The organism is Bradyrhizobium sp. SBR1B (genome assembly GCF_014198205.1).
In the GTDB taxonomy this organism is placed as follows: domain Bacteria; phylum Pseudomonadota; class Alphaproteobacteria; order Rhizobiales; family Xanthobacteraceae; genus Bradyrhizobium.
Genome location: NZ_JACIHC010000002.1, coordinates 48,646 through 62,895 on the forward strand (window position 1 = coordinate 48,646; position 14,250 = coordinate 62,895).

Genomic DNA, 14,250 nt, shown 5'->3' on the forward strand with positions numbered 1-14,250 from the left:
CTCTGGCACACATAGCTTCCGATTTGGTGAGATTGCTTAAGGCAATACAGGATCTCGAGGGCCTCAGAGAGAAAGTCCGGCTAGCAGAAGCCGCTCGCGTATTGCACTAAGCCTGGCGGGTAAAGGCGCATTATTAGCGTGTGGCTAGATCAGCGCCGTCGCCCTGAAGCCTGTCGATTGCAGGCGATCACGGCGCCCGCCGGCGGAGGTGTAAGACGGAGCAAGCTTCAGGCAACCCGCTCCGACCGCCAGGCCGCGTAGAGACCAACAAGCGTCCCCATGGCGGCCAGCGCTGCCGCCAGCAGCACCTGCAATTCGCCGTCATCAGCAGGGCCGACGGACGATACCAACCTGGTCACGATCACGAACAGAATGCCCACGGCGGCGGCTGCGCCCACACAGAGATAGGCGAGCTCCCGCGTCAGGCTGCGGCCGAGAAGTCCGAGCGCCGTGAAATACATCGCGCAGGCGTTGGGATGAACGAACAAGGCGATGCGGGCGTAAGCGCCATAAGCGTCGAACAGGGACTCACATCGGCGCAGGGCCGCCTTCGAGGCCACCCGCTGCAGGAACGGCCTGAAGAACCGAGCCTGTCCGTAACTCAAGACGGCGCCCAGGATGATGGCGAGCCACGCCACGACAAAGACGGAAGCATCCGCCGACTTCGGATTGAGCGCCACGGACATCAGGATGAGGGCGGTTCCGGGAAAATAGCCAAAATACGGGAAGACCGACTCCAGCAGCACGCAGACGAACATGAAGACCAGAAACCATGACGACCCTGTCGCGCCATGGACGATGGCGTTCAGATCGAAAAGGTTCGTCCTGTACAGGACGAGGTACATGCACATGGCCAGTACAGCCAGCGCGTAGAACGGCAACGCTCCCGACAGAAACCGTCTCATCCAACCATCGGGCTTTGTTTCGCGGACACGGCGGAGACCATCGATATCAGGACAAGACAACGGAAACGCATGGCTCATGCTTTAGGCGAATGGGATTGCTCCCGCAATCCTCGCCTCACCCTGCACACCCCATGCAATCGATCAAATCTCCATGTTTCTGCGCGCCTGAAGTGCCGGACGCGGGTCATTCCGTTCGACTTGCCGATTCGACTTGCCGATTCGGCTTGCCGTTCTACTTGCCGCGGTATCGCAGCGCCTCTACCAGCAGCGAGAAGGCCGGGGAAGGCTGGCGCCGGCTGGCATAGTAGAGATGGTATCCCGAGAACGGCGGACACCAATCCGAGAGCACGCGGACAAGACGTCCCTCTGACAAATACGGCTGCACATGTGCCTCGGTGAGGTAGGCAAGGCCGAGGCCCTTCAACGCTCCGTTCAAGAGAAGCCCCGCGCTGTTGAACACGAGCTGGCCCTCCACCCGCACATTGAGCTCCCGCCCGTTCTTCTCGAATTCCCAGGCATAGAGGCTGCCGCCGTGCGTGGGCAGGCGCAGATTGAGGCAATTATGCTGGGTCAGATCCTGCGGTGTCTTCGGGCGCTTGCGGCCAGCAAAGTAGGACGGAGAGCCGACGACGGCCATCCGGAGATCGGGGCTGACGCGCACGGCGATCATGTCCTTGGCGACAAGCTCGCCGGGACGGATGCCCGCATCGACCTGCTGCGCGACGATGTTGGTGAGCCCGTAGTCGATGATGATCTCGACATGGATGTCGGGTATTTCGGCAGGAGCTTTCCCAGCGCCGGCAGCAGGATTTCGCTGGCGGCATATTCCGTCGCGGTCAGCCGCACGGTTCCGGCAGGCTTTTCGCGAAACTCGCCGAGGGCAGCGAGATCGTTGTCCATCTCGGTAAACTTGGGGCCGATGCTCTGGAACAGCCGCTCGCCGGCCTGCGTCGGCGTGACGCTCCGCGTCGTTCGATTGAGCAGCCTGACACCCAGCCGCTCCTCCAGATTCCGGATGATCTGGCTCAGCGCGGACTGTGTCATGCCAAGCTTCGCCGCCGCGCGCGTGAAGTTGCGCTCCCGCGCCACGGCCAGGAAGGCAAGAAGGTCGCTCGCGTCGTCCCGATGCATTGATTAGCGGCCCTAATAACTTCATTCGAAATCTATCACCTAATCAAGGCACGGCGAAGGTCCTAGGTTCGGAGCATCCACCAGGAGCCCTGAATGAGCATGCCCATGACAGCCATGCAGCCCGTCGCCTCGCTTCGCGTCACGGCGAATTTGCTGCCGATCATGGCGGTTGTCTTTGCAGCCTTCCTCGTCATCGGCATGGCGATGCCCGTGCTTCCGCTTCATGTGCACGACGGATTGGGGTTCGGCACGTTCGTGGTCGGCCTGGTCGCCGGCAGTCAGTTCGCGGCATCCCTGGTCTCGCGGCCATGGGCCGGCCACGTCTCGGACAGGAGCGGGGCGAAGCGCGGTGTCATCGCCGGCCTCATCGCGGCCGCGGCGTCCGGACTATTCTACCTGCTCTCGCTCGGCTTCACTGAGGCTCCACTGGCCTCGGTGACCATTCTGCTGCTGGGCCGCGGCCTGCTCGGCGCCGCCGAGAGCTTCATCATCACGGCCGCGGTCAGTTGGGGGCTGGTCCTCGTCGAGAGTGGCAACACCGGCAAGGTCATCGCCTGGGTCGGTTCGGCGATGTTCGCCGCCTTCGCTATCGGCGCCCCCGCAGGCTCAGCGCTTTACGCCGCCTACGGCTTTGCCGCGATCGCGCTCGCGACGACGGCAGCGCCGCTGCTGGCTCTGCTGTTCGTGGTGCAGCTTCCCGCGGTGACGCCGGTGCAGCAAGTGCGCCTGTCGTTCGCCAAAGTGCTCGGCGCGGTATGGGCGCCGGGCCTCGGATCGGCCCTCGGCAGCGTCGGCTTCGGCGCGGTGACGACATTCGTCGCCTTGCTGTTTGCCAGCCGGGGATGGGCCAATGGGTGGCTTGCTTACACGGCCTATGCCCTCGCCTTCATCCTGGCGCGCGTCTTGTTCAGTCATCTGGCCGATGCGATCGGCGGTGCCAGGGTTGCGCTTCTCTGTGCCCTGGTCGAAGCCGCCGGGCAGGCCCTGATCTGGCTTGCGGCACGACCCGAGATGGCGCTGGCCGGTGCCGCGCTCACCGGATTCGGCTTCTCGCTGATCTATCCCGGCTTCGGCGTCGAGGCCGTGCGCCGCGTCCCCGTGCAGAACCGCGGCCTGGCCATGGGCGCCTACACCGCCTTTCTCGACCTGGCCCAGGGGATCGCGAGCCCGGCGCTTGGATTGATCGCCACCGGAGCAAGGCTGAACGTTTTGTTTTTCGCCAGCGCCGTCACCGTGCTCTGCGCCGCGCTGGTCGCCTGGTGGCTGCTGGCGCACCCGTTCACCGTCGAAGGACATCCGCAATGAGAACGCTCGCAACCACCTTGTTGTCATTCTGGCTCATCGCCGGCGGCCCGGTCGCCGCGGACACGGCAGCCGTCAAAGGAGCAAATCCCATGTCGACATCGGAAGACATCCGCGCCGTTGCGCCGGCGCTCGAAGCCTACGAGCAAAAGTTCGTCATCGGCGATCTCTGGAAGCGTCCCGGTCTTTCGCCGCGAGACCGCAGCATCGTCACGGTCGCGGCGCTGATCGCGCGCAACCAGACCGTGGAGCTGCCCGACTATTTCGCACGCGCGCTCGACAACGGGGTGAAGCCGGCGGAGATATCGGAGATCATCACGCACCTCGCCTTCTACACCGGCTGGGCCAACGCGGTGGATGCGATCCCGGCGGCGCGCGACGTCTTCAAGAGCCGCAACATCGGGGCCGATCAGCTCCCGCCGGCCTCTGGGCCGCAACTGCCGCTCGACGAAGCCGCGGAGAAGCAGCGGGCGACCCGCGTCGGCGAGCAGTTCGGGCAGATCACGCCAAGCCTCGTCCGGTACACGACCGACGTGCTGTTCCGCGACCTCTGGCTGAGGCCGGCGCTGGCGCCACGCGACCGCAGCCTGGTCACCGTGAGCGCTCTCATCGCGACCGGTCAGGTCGCGCAGATCACCTATCATTTGAACCGCGCGATGGATAACGGGTTGACGCGGGAGGAAGCCGGCGAGGTGCTCGGCCATCTCGCCTTCTACGCCGGCTGGCCCAACGCATTCTCCGCGGCGCCGGTGATCAAGGACGTCGTCGAAAAGCGGCCGCGCTGAGCGGAGACGTGCCGTGATCAGGCGCAGGGACGTGCTCATTGGCGGCAGCACCGCCGTTATCATCGGAATTCGCCGCGCGCAGGCGCGCCACGCACAGGAGACGCACATGACCATGGACTTGGACATCGACATCAAGCGAAACGGATCGCGCCCGTCCCAGAAGGGACCGCAGGACTGGTTCACCGGCAGGGTACGCATCGACCCGCTGTTCCAGGCCCCTGATCCGGCTCGGGTCGGCGCGGGCCAGGTCACGTTCGAGCCGGGTGCCCGCACCGCCTGGCACACGCATCCGCTCGGACAGACGCTCATCGTCACCGCGGGACTGGGTTGGGTTCAGCGCGAAGGCGGAACCATCGAGGAGATCCGGCCGGGCGACGTCGTGTGGTTTCCGCCGGGACTGAAGCATTGGCATGGCGCCTCGCCGACGACGGCGATGACCCATATTGCCATCCAGGAATCCACCGGCCACAAGAACGTCGACTGGATGGAGAAAGTGAGCGACGAACAATATCGGAAGTGATGGCGGGCGCCGTAGAGTGCGTCCTGAAACATCCGGAGAAGCAGCGCATGGCGATCATCTTCATCACCGGCAGCACGGACGGCCTCGGCCGGGCAGCGGCGCAATCGCTCGTTGATCAAGGTCACCGCGTGGTGCTGCACGCGCGGTCGGCGGATCGCGCCCCCGGTATCGGCGCGTTCGCGTCGCGTTGCGCCGGGATCGTGGTCGGCGATCTCCGCAGTGCCGCAGATGCAAGAAGCATCGCCGACCAAGTCAACGCAATCGGGCGCATGGATGCGATCATCCACAACGCCGGCGTCTACACACGGCCTAGCCGTGGCGCGACGCCGGAAGGCCATGCCGAAACCCTGGCGATCAACACGCTTGCGCCGTACATGCTGACGGCCCTGATCGAGCGGCCCGACCGATTGGTGTATCTCAGCAGCGGATTGCACCGCGGTGGAGAGGGCTCGCTCGACGACCTCGATTGGACAGAGCGGGCCTGGGATTCGGCCAAGGCCTATGCCGAGAGCAAGCTGCACGTTGTCGCGCTCGCGTTTGGTCTGGCACGACGCTGGCCCAAAGTCCTGAGCAACGCCGTCGATCCCGGATGGGTACGCACCAAGATGGGTGGCTCGGGCGCCCCGGTCGATCTCCACACCGGACAACAGACGCAAGCCTGGCTCGCGGTGAGCGAGGAGCCCGCCGCTCTGGTCAGCGGGCGCTACTGGCATCATCTCCGGCGGGAGGAGCCGGCCAGTGAGGCGACCGATCCGGATTTTCAGGACGCACTCATCGAAAGATTGGGCAGGCTGACCGGAGTTCCGCTTCCACAGGCCTAAAGCGCGATGCGATTTGGATGAATCATCATCGCGCTTTAGGTTGTTGTTTGCGCATGATCCTTCCGGAAAACCGCTTCGCACTTTTCCGGATCATGCTTCAGGCAGACCGATACCGGCCCCGCCCCTACCCGATCGACAGGATCTCGATCTCCTGCGCACCCGTCCCTACGACGTCACCCACCGCCTTCCCCATCAGCGACCGCGCGACCGGCGCGACGAACGAGATCGTCCCCGCCTTAGGGTCGGCTTCGTCCTCGCCGACGATGCGGTAGGTTTGCACGCGGCCGTCGCTGCGGCTGAAGGTCACGGTGCTGCCGAAGGCGACTGTTTCGGTCGAGGTCGGATCGGGAACGAGCTGCGCCGTGCGCAGCCGTTCGGTGAGATAGCGGGCATCGCGCAACGGCACCGCCGACTGCCGGCGCTTTTCGTTGACGTCCTCGATGGCCTGCGCGGCCTCATAGGCCTCGCGGGCCTGCTGAAGCTGCGTCTGCAACGCCTGCAGCCCTGCTTCCGTCACGAGGTTGGGATGCGGCGAGACCGGGCGATCCGGCAACAGCGTCTCGGACGCGGTTTCGGCGCTTTCTTCCTTGGTAAAGGCGACGCTCAATTCAAAGATCCTGTCGAACTGTCCGGGCTGCCCGGCAGCGCGCTCCCGCCGCCGGTGATTGAACCCAGATTATATCTCAAGTTCGACGAAACGACGGAGCTTGAAGACGAGGTCCGGCATGGCCTGGCGGAACCGCGTCGCGTTCTGGAAATTGGTCGAGAACGGGGCGAAGGTGATCATGGCGTTCCAGTGCCTGTAACCGTAGACCGTGACCGAGGCGCCGGTCGCCGGGAAATTCTCCAGCTTTCGGAGCTCGCCAAGCACGAGATCGGCGATCGCTTCTGCCGGCAACAACTGCTTGCCATCCCGCGTCGTGACGATTTTCGCAGGCGGCTGGACCGGTTCCGCAGTGGCCGGCGCAGCGCTGGCCGCATCCTCCTGCCCGGTCGACGTCGCCTCAGGGACGGGCGCCGCGACCGCGTCCGCTCCGTTCGACGGCACGGTCGGCGGACCCTCGGTGAGCGGCGGCGGTGCAACACTGTCTGCGCGCTTGTTGCCTCCAAGGATGCTGCTGATCATGGCCACAAGGCCAGCATCCTTCACGTCGTCACTCATCACTCCCCCCGAGTTTCGGCCTACTCTAGCACTGCGCTCGCAGACCGCCACCGAGGATGTGGGGCCGGAGTTCGCCCGGCAGAGGCGGTTGGTCGCAGGCCGGTCGTCGAAGCGCCGGTTCTTCGAGCGCACAGGCGGCGCGAAGCTGAGCATCCCGCGCCGCCATGCGATCCGTCACTGCTTAGCGAACGGAATATATTGCTGGTACTGCTTGGGCACCGAACTGCGATAGCGCGCGGGCACGGTGCCGGTGTCGACGGAGCGATCGATTTCCTGCTGCCGCGTCATCTTCTTCTTCGCCGGCTTCTTCGACGCACTCTTCTTGGAGTCGGTCGGCTGGCTGGAGCTGTCGGTGGTCGCGGCCGGCGCCGCCGTCGTTGCCGGCGCAGCGGTTGTCGCCGCAGGCGCAGCTGTTCCGCCGGCGGCCGGCGCGCTTTGGGCCAGGGCATGCGGCGTTTGCGTCATGAGCGCCAGTGCTGCTACCGCAGCCAGCAAATATGATTTCTGCATGAGAACCTCCAAATGCCTTGATCCGAACGAGGCAAGCCTAGTCCCACCGGATCGAGGCGTGCAAGTTCGCTGAGGATAGGTCGGAACCCGTGTGCGAACTGTGGCCGAGATCACAGTGCAAGGCGCCGGCTGCGTCACGATGGTCCTCGCTTCGAACGCATCCGGCGCCGGGGAGACCAACACAGCATGACCCCGAGTCAGACAAGCCACGGGAACGCCAAGGCTCGGCCGTTCCACCTACCATTGAAGGAGATCGAAATGCGTCGCACCATCCTCACGCTTGCATCGTTCGCAACCTTGATCGCCGCATCGTTGTCGGCGGCCCCGGCCCAGGCCGGAAGCGACAGATACTGCCTGCAAGGCCGCAACTGGGGTTATCCCGGCAACTGCCAGTTCGCCAGCTACCAGCAATGTGCGGCGACGGCCTCCGGCACATCGGCCTATTGCGGCATCAACCCGCGCTACGCCTACTCGCAGCCCTACGCCTACTGACCACGTCGCGGCGTGCGCGGCGATCGCGCATGCCGCACGTCTCTATGCGCGAGCTCCAAGGCCGATCTCCTCGAGCCGCGCCGCGAACCAGCGCGACAGCGGGTCGTCGACGGCGCCGCTGACATAGACCTCCGACATCGTCACCTGGTCCTTGTCCAGCACCAGCAGCAGGCCGACCCAGTAGGGAAACCAGACGTGGACGTCGGTCAGCGCCCTCAGCTTGTGCTGGTCGTGCTCAAGCGGGGTGTGATTGCTCGCCTTGCGGATCTCCACGCTGAGCAGATTGTTCGGGATCTCGCGCTGATGCACGACGACATCAGGGTAGATCGACTTGCCGAGATGGTCGTCGGTCGAGATGATGGTGCCGTGCGGCAGATGCAACGTGCGCTCGCCGAGCCGGTCATAGTTGCAGTCGACCGACCAGCCGGAGAACTGCTTTTCCAGATGCACGGCGAAGCGGTGCGTGACCGCGCGTTCGCCGATGTCCTTCTCGAACAGGAAGCCTTCGTGGGCGTAGAAGTCCCGCAGCGCCGCGATTACCTTGTTCAGCTCGGTCTGCATCGTGCCTCCGGGCCCATCTCGCGCACCTGGTTCGGTGTCGTCCCGGCGAACGCCGGGACCCATACCGCGAGGTCTATCGAGTGTACACGGCGCACGTACCGAACTCCGAGTCTTCGCCAAACCTCTCCCTGGGCTTATGGGTCCCGGCGTTCGCCGGGACGACGTGGGGAGAGAGCTTGTTCAATCAACCCCCTACATCTGGACTTCGATCAGCCGCGGCCCCGGCTCGGCGACGGCTTCGGCCAGCGCCTTGTTGAACTCGTCGGCATTGGTGACGGCGCGGCCGGGCACGCCCATGCCCTTGGCCAGCGCGACAAAATCCAGCGTGGGCCGGTCGAGGCGGAGCATGTCGTTGGCGCGCTGGCCGGGCTCGCCGGCGCCGACATTGTCGAACTCGCCGCGCAGGATCTGGTAGATGCGGTTGGCGAACACGATGGTGACGATATCAAGGTTCTCGCGCGCCTGCGTCCACAGCGACTGGATCGTGTACATCGCGCTGCCGTCACCGACCATGGTGATGACCTTGCGGTCCGGGCAGGCGATCGCAGCGCCGATCGAGAGCGGCGTCGAGAAGCCGATCGAGCCGCCCATGTTCTGCAGCCAGTCGTGCGGCGCCGCCGCCGCCGTCGGCGGGAAGAAGCCGCGGCCGGTGGTGAGGGACTCGTCGACCATGATCGCGTTTTCGGGAATCGCACAGGCGATCGCCTGCGCGATCGAGGCGAAGGTGAGCGCGCCGGTCGGCTTGACCAGCTCCTGCACGGCCTGCGGCTTGACGTCCTTCGCGCTCGCCTTCACCGCACCCGCAAGCGCCTCGAGCGCTGCGACCGAGTTCTCGCCCAAGGAGGTCATGCGATGGACGTCGCAGCCCTCAGGCTTGAGCATGCTCGGCTTGTTCGGATAGGCGAAGAACGCCACGGGATCGTCAGACTCGACCAGCACGATGTGACGGAACTTGGCCAGCATCGGCAGCGCGTTCTCGATCACGTAATGGATGCGGTCGATCGAGTAGCGGCCGCGGCCGCGCGCCATCTTGGGGCGGAAGGTCGGGCCCATCACGGTGCAGCCGGTCTTGGCGGCGATGCGCTCGGCCAGCGCCAGGCCCTGCTCGCTCAGCGCGCTGCCGGTCATCAGCAGCAGCGTGCCCTCGCCGTCACCGTGCAGGATCTTCGCGGCCCGCTCGACCGCCTGCGGCGAATAGCTCGCGCGCTGCTGCTCGGCCGGAACCTCGGCGATGCCGTCGGCCTCGTTCCAGGCGGTGTCGGCGGGCAGGATCAGGGTCGCGATCTGACCCGGCGCGCTCTTGGCGGCGGCGATCGCGGCGGCGCCGTCGGCGGCCACCGATTTGGAGTTCGGCGAGGTCCGGACCCAGGACGACATCGGCCGGGCCAACCCCTCGATGTCGGAGGTCAGCGGCGCGTTGTAGTCGATGTGATAGACGGCATGCTGACCGACGATGTTGACGATGCCGGAATTGGCCTTCTTGGCGTTGTGCAGGTTGGCAAGACCGTTGGCGAGGCCGGGGCCGAGATGCAGCAGGGTCGAGGCCGGCGTACCTTTCATGCGGTAGTAGCCGTCGGCCGCGCCCGTCACCACGCCCTCGAACAGGCCGAGCACGCAGCGCATGCCGGGGACCCGGTCGAGCGCTGCGACAAAATGCATCTCGGAGGTTCCCGGGTTGGAGAAGCAAATGTCCACCCCGCCCTTGACCATCGTCCGCACCAGGCTTTCCGCACCGTTCATTCTTCTTGCTCCGCAACCGCCGATTTCGAGTGAGGTATCCGACCAATCATTGTTCGCAGGCCCCGTCAAAGCAATAGGGGCCATCGCGGCCCTGCCCCGCGCGAGGATGCGCTGGCTTGGATAACGCTTTTCGTCAAATTGGCGCGGTTGCGGATCTGGTGACGTCAATCGTTAAGCATGGCATCCCTCACGGGGCCGTGGCTTGCGAAAAGCCCGCAAATATGGCCTGTGGCCCTTGTTGAATCGATTTTTTGCTGGGGGAAACAATGATCCGGTTTTTTGCCGCGCCGATTGCCGCCATCGCACTGCTGTCGGCCATGGCGGGCGGCGCGTTCGCCGAAGAGTTCGACTCGCGCGACATCATGGGCGGCGGACCGAACTTCTTCCGTTCCGGCGCCAATCCGATCCCCCGCACCACCGTCATGTATAACGGCAATTACGCCCCCGGCACGATCGTGGTGAACACCAGCGAGCGGCGGCTGTATCTGGTGCTGCAGAACGGCCAGGCGCTGCGCTACGGCATCGGCGTCGGCCGCGACGGCTTCCGCTGGGGCGGGGTCCACAGGATCACCGCCAAGAAGGAATGGCCGGACTGGACGCCGCCGTCGCAGATGCTGGCCCGCCGGCCGGACCTGCCGCGCCACATGAAGGGCGGCGTCGAGAATCCGCTCGGCGCGCGCGCGATGTATCTGGGCTCGACGCTCTACCGCATCCACGGCTCCAACGAGCCGGAGACGATCGGCCAGGCGGTCTCCTCGGGCTGCTTCCGCATGACCAATGACGACGTCAGCGATCTCTACGGCCGCGTCTCGGTCGGTACCACGGTGGTGGTGCTGAACAACTGACGCACGCTTCCGGGGCAAAGCCGGAGGCATGCCCACCACTGACTGCGGTTGCGGCGCGATGGTGGGCACGGCGCTTTCGCGCCTTTGCCCACCCTACGACACTGTAACTCTCTTGTTACAGACAATGCCGGGAACCCGCAGGCCGCGTGAATCTGCGGCCTTGTGCGCGCGACGTGAATACGGCAGCGTCGCACGACGATGAGCGCACTCAATCCGTCCTCGGCTGCCCTTCGCATCGCCCTGCTGGCGCTCGCCGCGCTCACATGCGCGCCCGATCCCGCGACCACCGCGGTGGCGGGCGAGTTGCCCGCGGTCTCCTCGCGCCAGCGCTCCGAGAAGAAGAATTTTACCGACGGAGAGATCGTCGAGGGCTTCCTGAAGACGGCGTTCGGCGCCGAATATCACCTCGCCGGCCGCGTCGACCGCATTCGCAAATTCGACGGGCCGGTGCGCGTGTACGCCGAGAGCGACCGCGCCGACCGCAAGACGCAGCTCGCCAGGGTCGTGGCCGACATCGCCCATCGCGTGCAACATCTCGACATCGCCATGATCGCGACCGCCGAAGCGGCCAATGTGCGGGTGAAGCTGGTGCGCGACCGCGACCTCTTCCGCACCATCTCCAGCTTCTACGGTGCGGAGAAGGCGCGCGAGATCCGCACCTCGCTCGACCCGCAATGCCTGTCCGGCTTCCGCAAGAACGACAATTTCGAGATCGAGCATTCCGACGTCATCCTCACCGTCGACAACGGCGACTTCGTCTTTCTCGACTGCGCCTATGAGGAGCTGCTGCAATCGCTCGGGCCCATCAACGACACCGCGAGCGTGCCGTGGACGATGTTCAACGACAACGTCTCGATGGGGTATTTCGACGTCTACGACCAGTACATCCTCAATCTGCTGTACGATCCCCGCATCAAGCCCGGCATGACCGTGGCCGAGGTCAAGGCGGTGCTGCCCGCCGTGCTCGCCGACGTGCGCAGCTGGGTCAAGCAGGTGAATGATCTGAAGGAGTGAAGGCGCTTGCTCGCTGCACCCTCTCCCCTGTGGGAGAGGGTGGCTCGCCGCATAGCGGCGAGACGCGTGAGGGGTCTCTCTCCGCAAGTTCAATTTCATTGAGTGGAGAGAGACCCCTCATCCGGCGCTTCGCGCCACCTTCTCCCACAAGGGGAGAAGGAGCACGTGCGATCGCGGCGGCTTATCGCTTCAGCCTCACACCTTCCTTGCCTTCGACATCAGGAACTGCTGGCGCATCACATTGTGGCCGGGGTCGAAACATTCCGAGATCAGCGCCTCGAATTCGGCTCGGAAGCTCTTGAGCTTGTCCGGCTCGTCCTTGTACTGGGCGACGAGCTTGATCAAAGGCCCGATCGTCGTTTCCATGGTGCGGCGGAAATGCTGCGGGCTGAGGGCGGACGGTGTCATCATGTCCATCTCGAAGGAGAGGTCCTTCGTTTTCCCCGCGAGACGCTCGGCGACGATCTTCGGATCGCCCCACAACACCGGCGATGCCACGCCCTCGGGCGGCGGCAGATGGCGGCCGATCAGCGCGAACATCCGCCCGACATACAGATGCGGCGGCCAGGTGGAGAAGGCGATGGTGCCGCCGGGCTTCAGCACGCGCAGCATCTCGCCGATCGCGACGTCCGGGCGCGGCGCGAACATGTGGCCGAACTGGCTGAGCACCACGTCGAACTCGTTGTCGCCATAGGGCAGGCTTTCGGCGTCGCCGTCCTTGAAGTCGACATCGAGGTTCATCAATTGCGCATGCTCGCGGGCGCGTTCGATCAGGACCGGCGACAGATCGAGACCCCTGACCTTCGCACCGCGGCGCGCCGCCGTGATCGCGACAACGCCGGTGCCGCATCCGACGTCGAGCAGGCGTTGGCCGGCGGCGACGCCGGCAAAACCGACGAGCTTGGCGGCGGTCGGTGTCGTGAAAACTTCCATCGGCGTGAACAGCGACCAGGCTTCCTTCTGGACTGCCTTGAAACCTGCAAACGGATCCTGCGCGGTCATGGAACTCTCCCCTTTGCGCGAGCTGGATCTTCATGAGGCTGGCGACGGGCGCCGAAGGTTCAACGCGGCCGCATGGCTCCGCGGCAACGTGGATGCCCGGGCCTTCTGCAACGCCCTCGTCCCGCGGCGGCCGCGCCGCAACACGGCCCAACAGATCGGACCCTACTGGACGAGATCGGCGACGGTGGTTGCGGCCTTCAGGCCGGTGCCGGTGAGGACGGCGACCGTGGTGTCGGTCGCCTTGATGGCGCCGGTGGCCGAGAGTTTGTCCAGCGCCGCAGCCGCGCTGGCGCTGGTCGGCTCGGCGAACAGGCCCTGCCGGGCCAGTCGCCGCAGGGCGGCGACGATCTCGTCCTCAGTGAGCGCGACGGTGCCGCCGCTGCTCTCGCGCAAGGCCGCAATGATCTCGCGCAGGCGCAGCGGGTGCTTGATGGCGGTTCCTTCGGCAATGGTCTTGTTGACCTCGCGCGCGACAGGCGTATCGACACCGGCCTGAAAGCTCGCATCGATCGGCGAACAGTTGAGTGGCTGCGCCGCGAACAGCCGCGGCAGCTTCGCGATCTGGCCGGCCCTCAACAGCTCGCGGAAGCCGAAGGCGCACCCGAGAAGAGAGCTGCCGGCGCCAACGGGGACGATGATGTTATCGGGGGCGCGGAAGCCGAGATCTTCCCAAATTTCATAGGCGAGCGACTTGGTGCCTTCGAGAAAGAACGGCTGCCAATTGTGGCTGGCATAGAAGGTCTGGCTCGACTGCCGGATCGCCTCGGCTTCCGATTCCTCGCGCGGGCCCTCGACGAGCTGCACCTCGGCGCCGTAAGCGCGCACCTGCGCGATCTTCGCCGGCGAGGTCGAGGCCGGCGCCAAGATCTTCACGCGTATGGCGCCGGCGGCGCCCAGCCCCGCCATCGACGAGCCGCCATTGCCGGAAGAGTCTTCCAAGATGGCGTCGACGCCGATCTGGCGCAGGAAGGACAGCATCACGGCCGAGCCGCGGTCCTTGAAGCTGCCGGTCGGGTTGAACCATTCGAGCTTGAACAACGGCCGCAAATCGCCCCAGTCCTGCTGCACCAGCGGCGTGCACCCCTCGCCGAGCGTGATCGGAGTCTTGATCTCGACCGGCAGCGCCGCGCGGTAGCGCCAGAGCGAGCGCGTGCGGCCGTCGATGTCCTCACGCGAGATCCCCGCCCCCGGCGTCACCAGAAGCGGCGTGCGCTCGTCCGAGCACCAGCGCGGCTGGTCGAGCGCATAGAGCTTTCCGTTGCGGGGGTCGATGTAGCTGGCGGGCATGGGGGTCTCCGGGGCGGTCAACCGATCCAGTCGATATGTCTGAATATATGGGCTTTATCCAGTCACGCGTTTGCAAGGGTGTGGACGCAGCCCGATTTGTGCACGATACGCCGTCTCACTTGCAGGGAGCGCGGACAGGCGATGGCAGTTCGATGGACCAAAGGTTACAGTCA

The 14,250-nt window shown here is 65.3% G+C and carries 15 protein-coding genes and 1 pseudogene; 7 read left to right on the plus strand and 9 right to left on the minus strand.

Features of this window, described 5'->3' with window-relative positions; genetic code table 11:
• Positions 1–227: 227 nt before the first annotated feature.
• Together GGD61_RS04885 and GGD61_RS04890 are read right to left on the minus strand one after the other, a co-directional pair.
• Complete coding sequence (locus GGD61_RS04885; protein WP_092260782.1) at positions 228–905, minus strand: hypothetical protein; 678 nt, start codon at positions 903–905, stop codon at positions 228–230.
• 232 nt (positions 906–1,137) lie between these two features.
• Positions 1,138–2,036, minus strand: a pseudogene (locus tag GGD61_RS04890) (LysR family transcriptional regulator).
• Positions 2,037–2,135: 99 nt separating this feature from the next.
• Between GGD61_RS04890 and GGD61_RS04895 the strand changes: the two are divergent.
• The 4 genes from GGD61_RS04895 (at position 2,136) to GGD61_RS04910 (ending at position 5,464) form a co-directional block, all read left to right on the plus strand.
• The gene (locus GGD61_RS04895; RefSeq protein ID WP_409362455.1) at positions 2,136–3,341 is read left to right on the plus strand and encodes an arabinose transporter; all 1,206 of its coding nucleotides are present in this window, start codon (positions 2,136–2,138) and stop codon (positions 3,339–3,341) included.
• The gene (locus tag GGD61_RS04900) at positions 3,338–4,123 is read left to right on the plus strand and encodes a carboxymuconolactone decarboxylase family protein (RefSeq protein ID WP_183230369.1); all 786 of its coding nucleotides are present in this window, start codon (positions 3,338–3,340) and stop codon (positions 4,121–4,123) included. The genes GGD61_RS04895 and GGD61_RS04900 overlap by 4 nt, the downstream gene beginning before the upstream one ends.
• Positions 4,124–4,247: 124 nt before the next feature.
• Positions 4,248–4,643, plus strand: coding sequence for a cupin domain-containing protein (locus GGD61_RS04905; RefSeq protein ID WP_312012622.1), 396 nt, complete (start codon positions 4,248–4,250; stop codon positions 4,641–4,643).
• A 47-nt stretch (positions 4,644–4,690) separates the two neighbouring features.
• The gene (locus tag GGD61_RS04910; protein WP_183230371.1) at positions 4,691–5,464 is read left to right on the plus strand and encodes an SDR family NAD(P)-dependent oxidoreductase; all 774 of its coding nucleotides are present in this window, start codon (positions 4,691–4,693) and stop codon (positions 5,462–5,464) included.
• A 124-nt stretch (positions 5,465–5,588) separates the two neighbouring features.
• Here the strand turns inward: GGD61_RS04910 and greA are convergent, their stop codons facing one another.
• From greA to GGD61_RS04925, 3 genes are all read right to left on the minus strand, one after another.
• Positions 5,589–6,071 carry a transcription elongation factor GreA gene (gene greA, locus GGD61_RS04915; protein WP_183230372.1) on the minus strand — a complete coding sequence of 161 codons (483 nt, stop codon included), beginning with the start codon at positions 6,069–6,071 and terminating at the stop codon, positions 5,589–5,591.
• Between the two features lie 69 nt (positions 6,072–6,140).
• Entirely contained in the window at positions 6,141–6,626 is a 486-nt protein-coding gene (locus tag GGD61_RS04920) for a hypothetical protein (RefSeq protein ID WP_183230512.1), read from the minus strand.
• Positions 6,627–6,800: 174 nt separating this feature from the next.
• Positions 6,801–7,136, minus strand: coding sequence for a hypothetical protein (locus tag GGD61_RS04925; protein WP_092260770.1), 336 nt, complete (start codon positions 7,134–7,136; stop codon positions 6,801–6,803).
• A 258-nt stretch (positions 7,137–7,394) separates the two neighbouring features.
• On the opposite strand from GGD61_RS04925, the gene GGD61_RS04930 reads away from it, so the two are divergent.
• Positions 7,395–7,628 (plus strand): DUF3551 domain-containing protein, encoded by a 234-nt coding sequence (locus GGD61_RS04930; protein ID WP_018317209.1) that lies wholly within the window; start codon positions 7,395–7,397, stop codon positions 7,626–7,628.
• A 42-nt stretch (positions 7,629–7,670) separates the two neighbouring features.
• Here GGD61_RS04930 and GGD61_RS04935 read toward each other — a convergent pair whose 3' ends face one another.
• Both GGD61_RS04935 and GGD61_RS04940 read right to left on the minus strand, forming a co-directional pair.
• Positions 7,671–8,189, minus strand: a complete 519-nt coding sequence (locus GGD61_RS04935; RefSeq protein ID WP_183230373.1) for a hypothetical protein — start codon at positions 8,187–8,189, stop codon at positions 7,671–7,673.
• A 192-nt stretch (positions 8,190–8,381) separates the two neighbouring features.
• The gene (locus GGD61_RS04940; RefSeq protein ID WP_183230374.1) at positions 8,382–9,929 is read right to left on the minus strand and encodes an acetolactate synthase large subunit; all 1,548 of its coding nucleotides are present in this window, start codon (positions 9,927–9,929) and stop codon (positions 8,382–8,384) included.
• A 266-nt stretch (positions 9,930–10,195) separates the two neighbouring features.
• Between GGD61_RS04940 and GGD61_RS04945 the strand changes: the two genes are divergently transcribed.
• Both GGD61_RS04945 and GGD61_RS04950 read left to right on the plus strand, forming a co-directional pair.
• Complete coding sequence (locus tag GGD61_RS04945) at positions 10,196–10,774, plus strand: L,D-transpeptidase (RefSeq protein ID WP_018317212.1); 579 nt, start codon at positions 10,196–10,198, stop codon at positions 10,772–10,774.
• 198 nt (positions 10,775–10,972) lie between these two features.
• The gene (locus tag GGD61_RS04950) at positions 10,973–11,788 is read left to right on the plus strand and encodes a DUF2927 domain-containing protein (protein WP_092260764.1); all 816 of its coding nucleotides are present in this window, start codon (positions 10,973–10,975) and stop codon (positions 11,786–11,788) included.
• Between the two features lie 195 nt (positions 11,789–11,983).
• On the opposite strand, the gene GGD61_RS04955 is transcribed toward GGD61_RS04950, so the two are convergent.
• A complete protein-coding gene (locus tag GGD61_RS04955; RefSeq protein WP_183230375.1) occupies positions 11,984–12,790 on the minus strand; it encodes a class I SAM-dependent methyltransferase in 807 nt (268 codons plus the stop codon).
• 162 nt (positions 12,791–12,952) lie between these two features.
• Entirely contained in the window at positions 12,953–14,077 is a 1,125-nt protein-coding gene (locus tag GGD61_RS04960; protein WP_183230376.1) for a threonine synthase, read from the minus strand.
• Between the last annotated feature and the right edge of the window lie 173 nt (positions 14,078–14,250).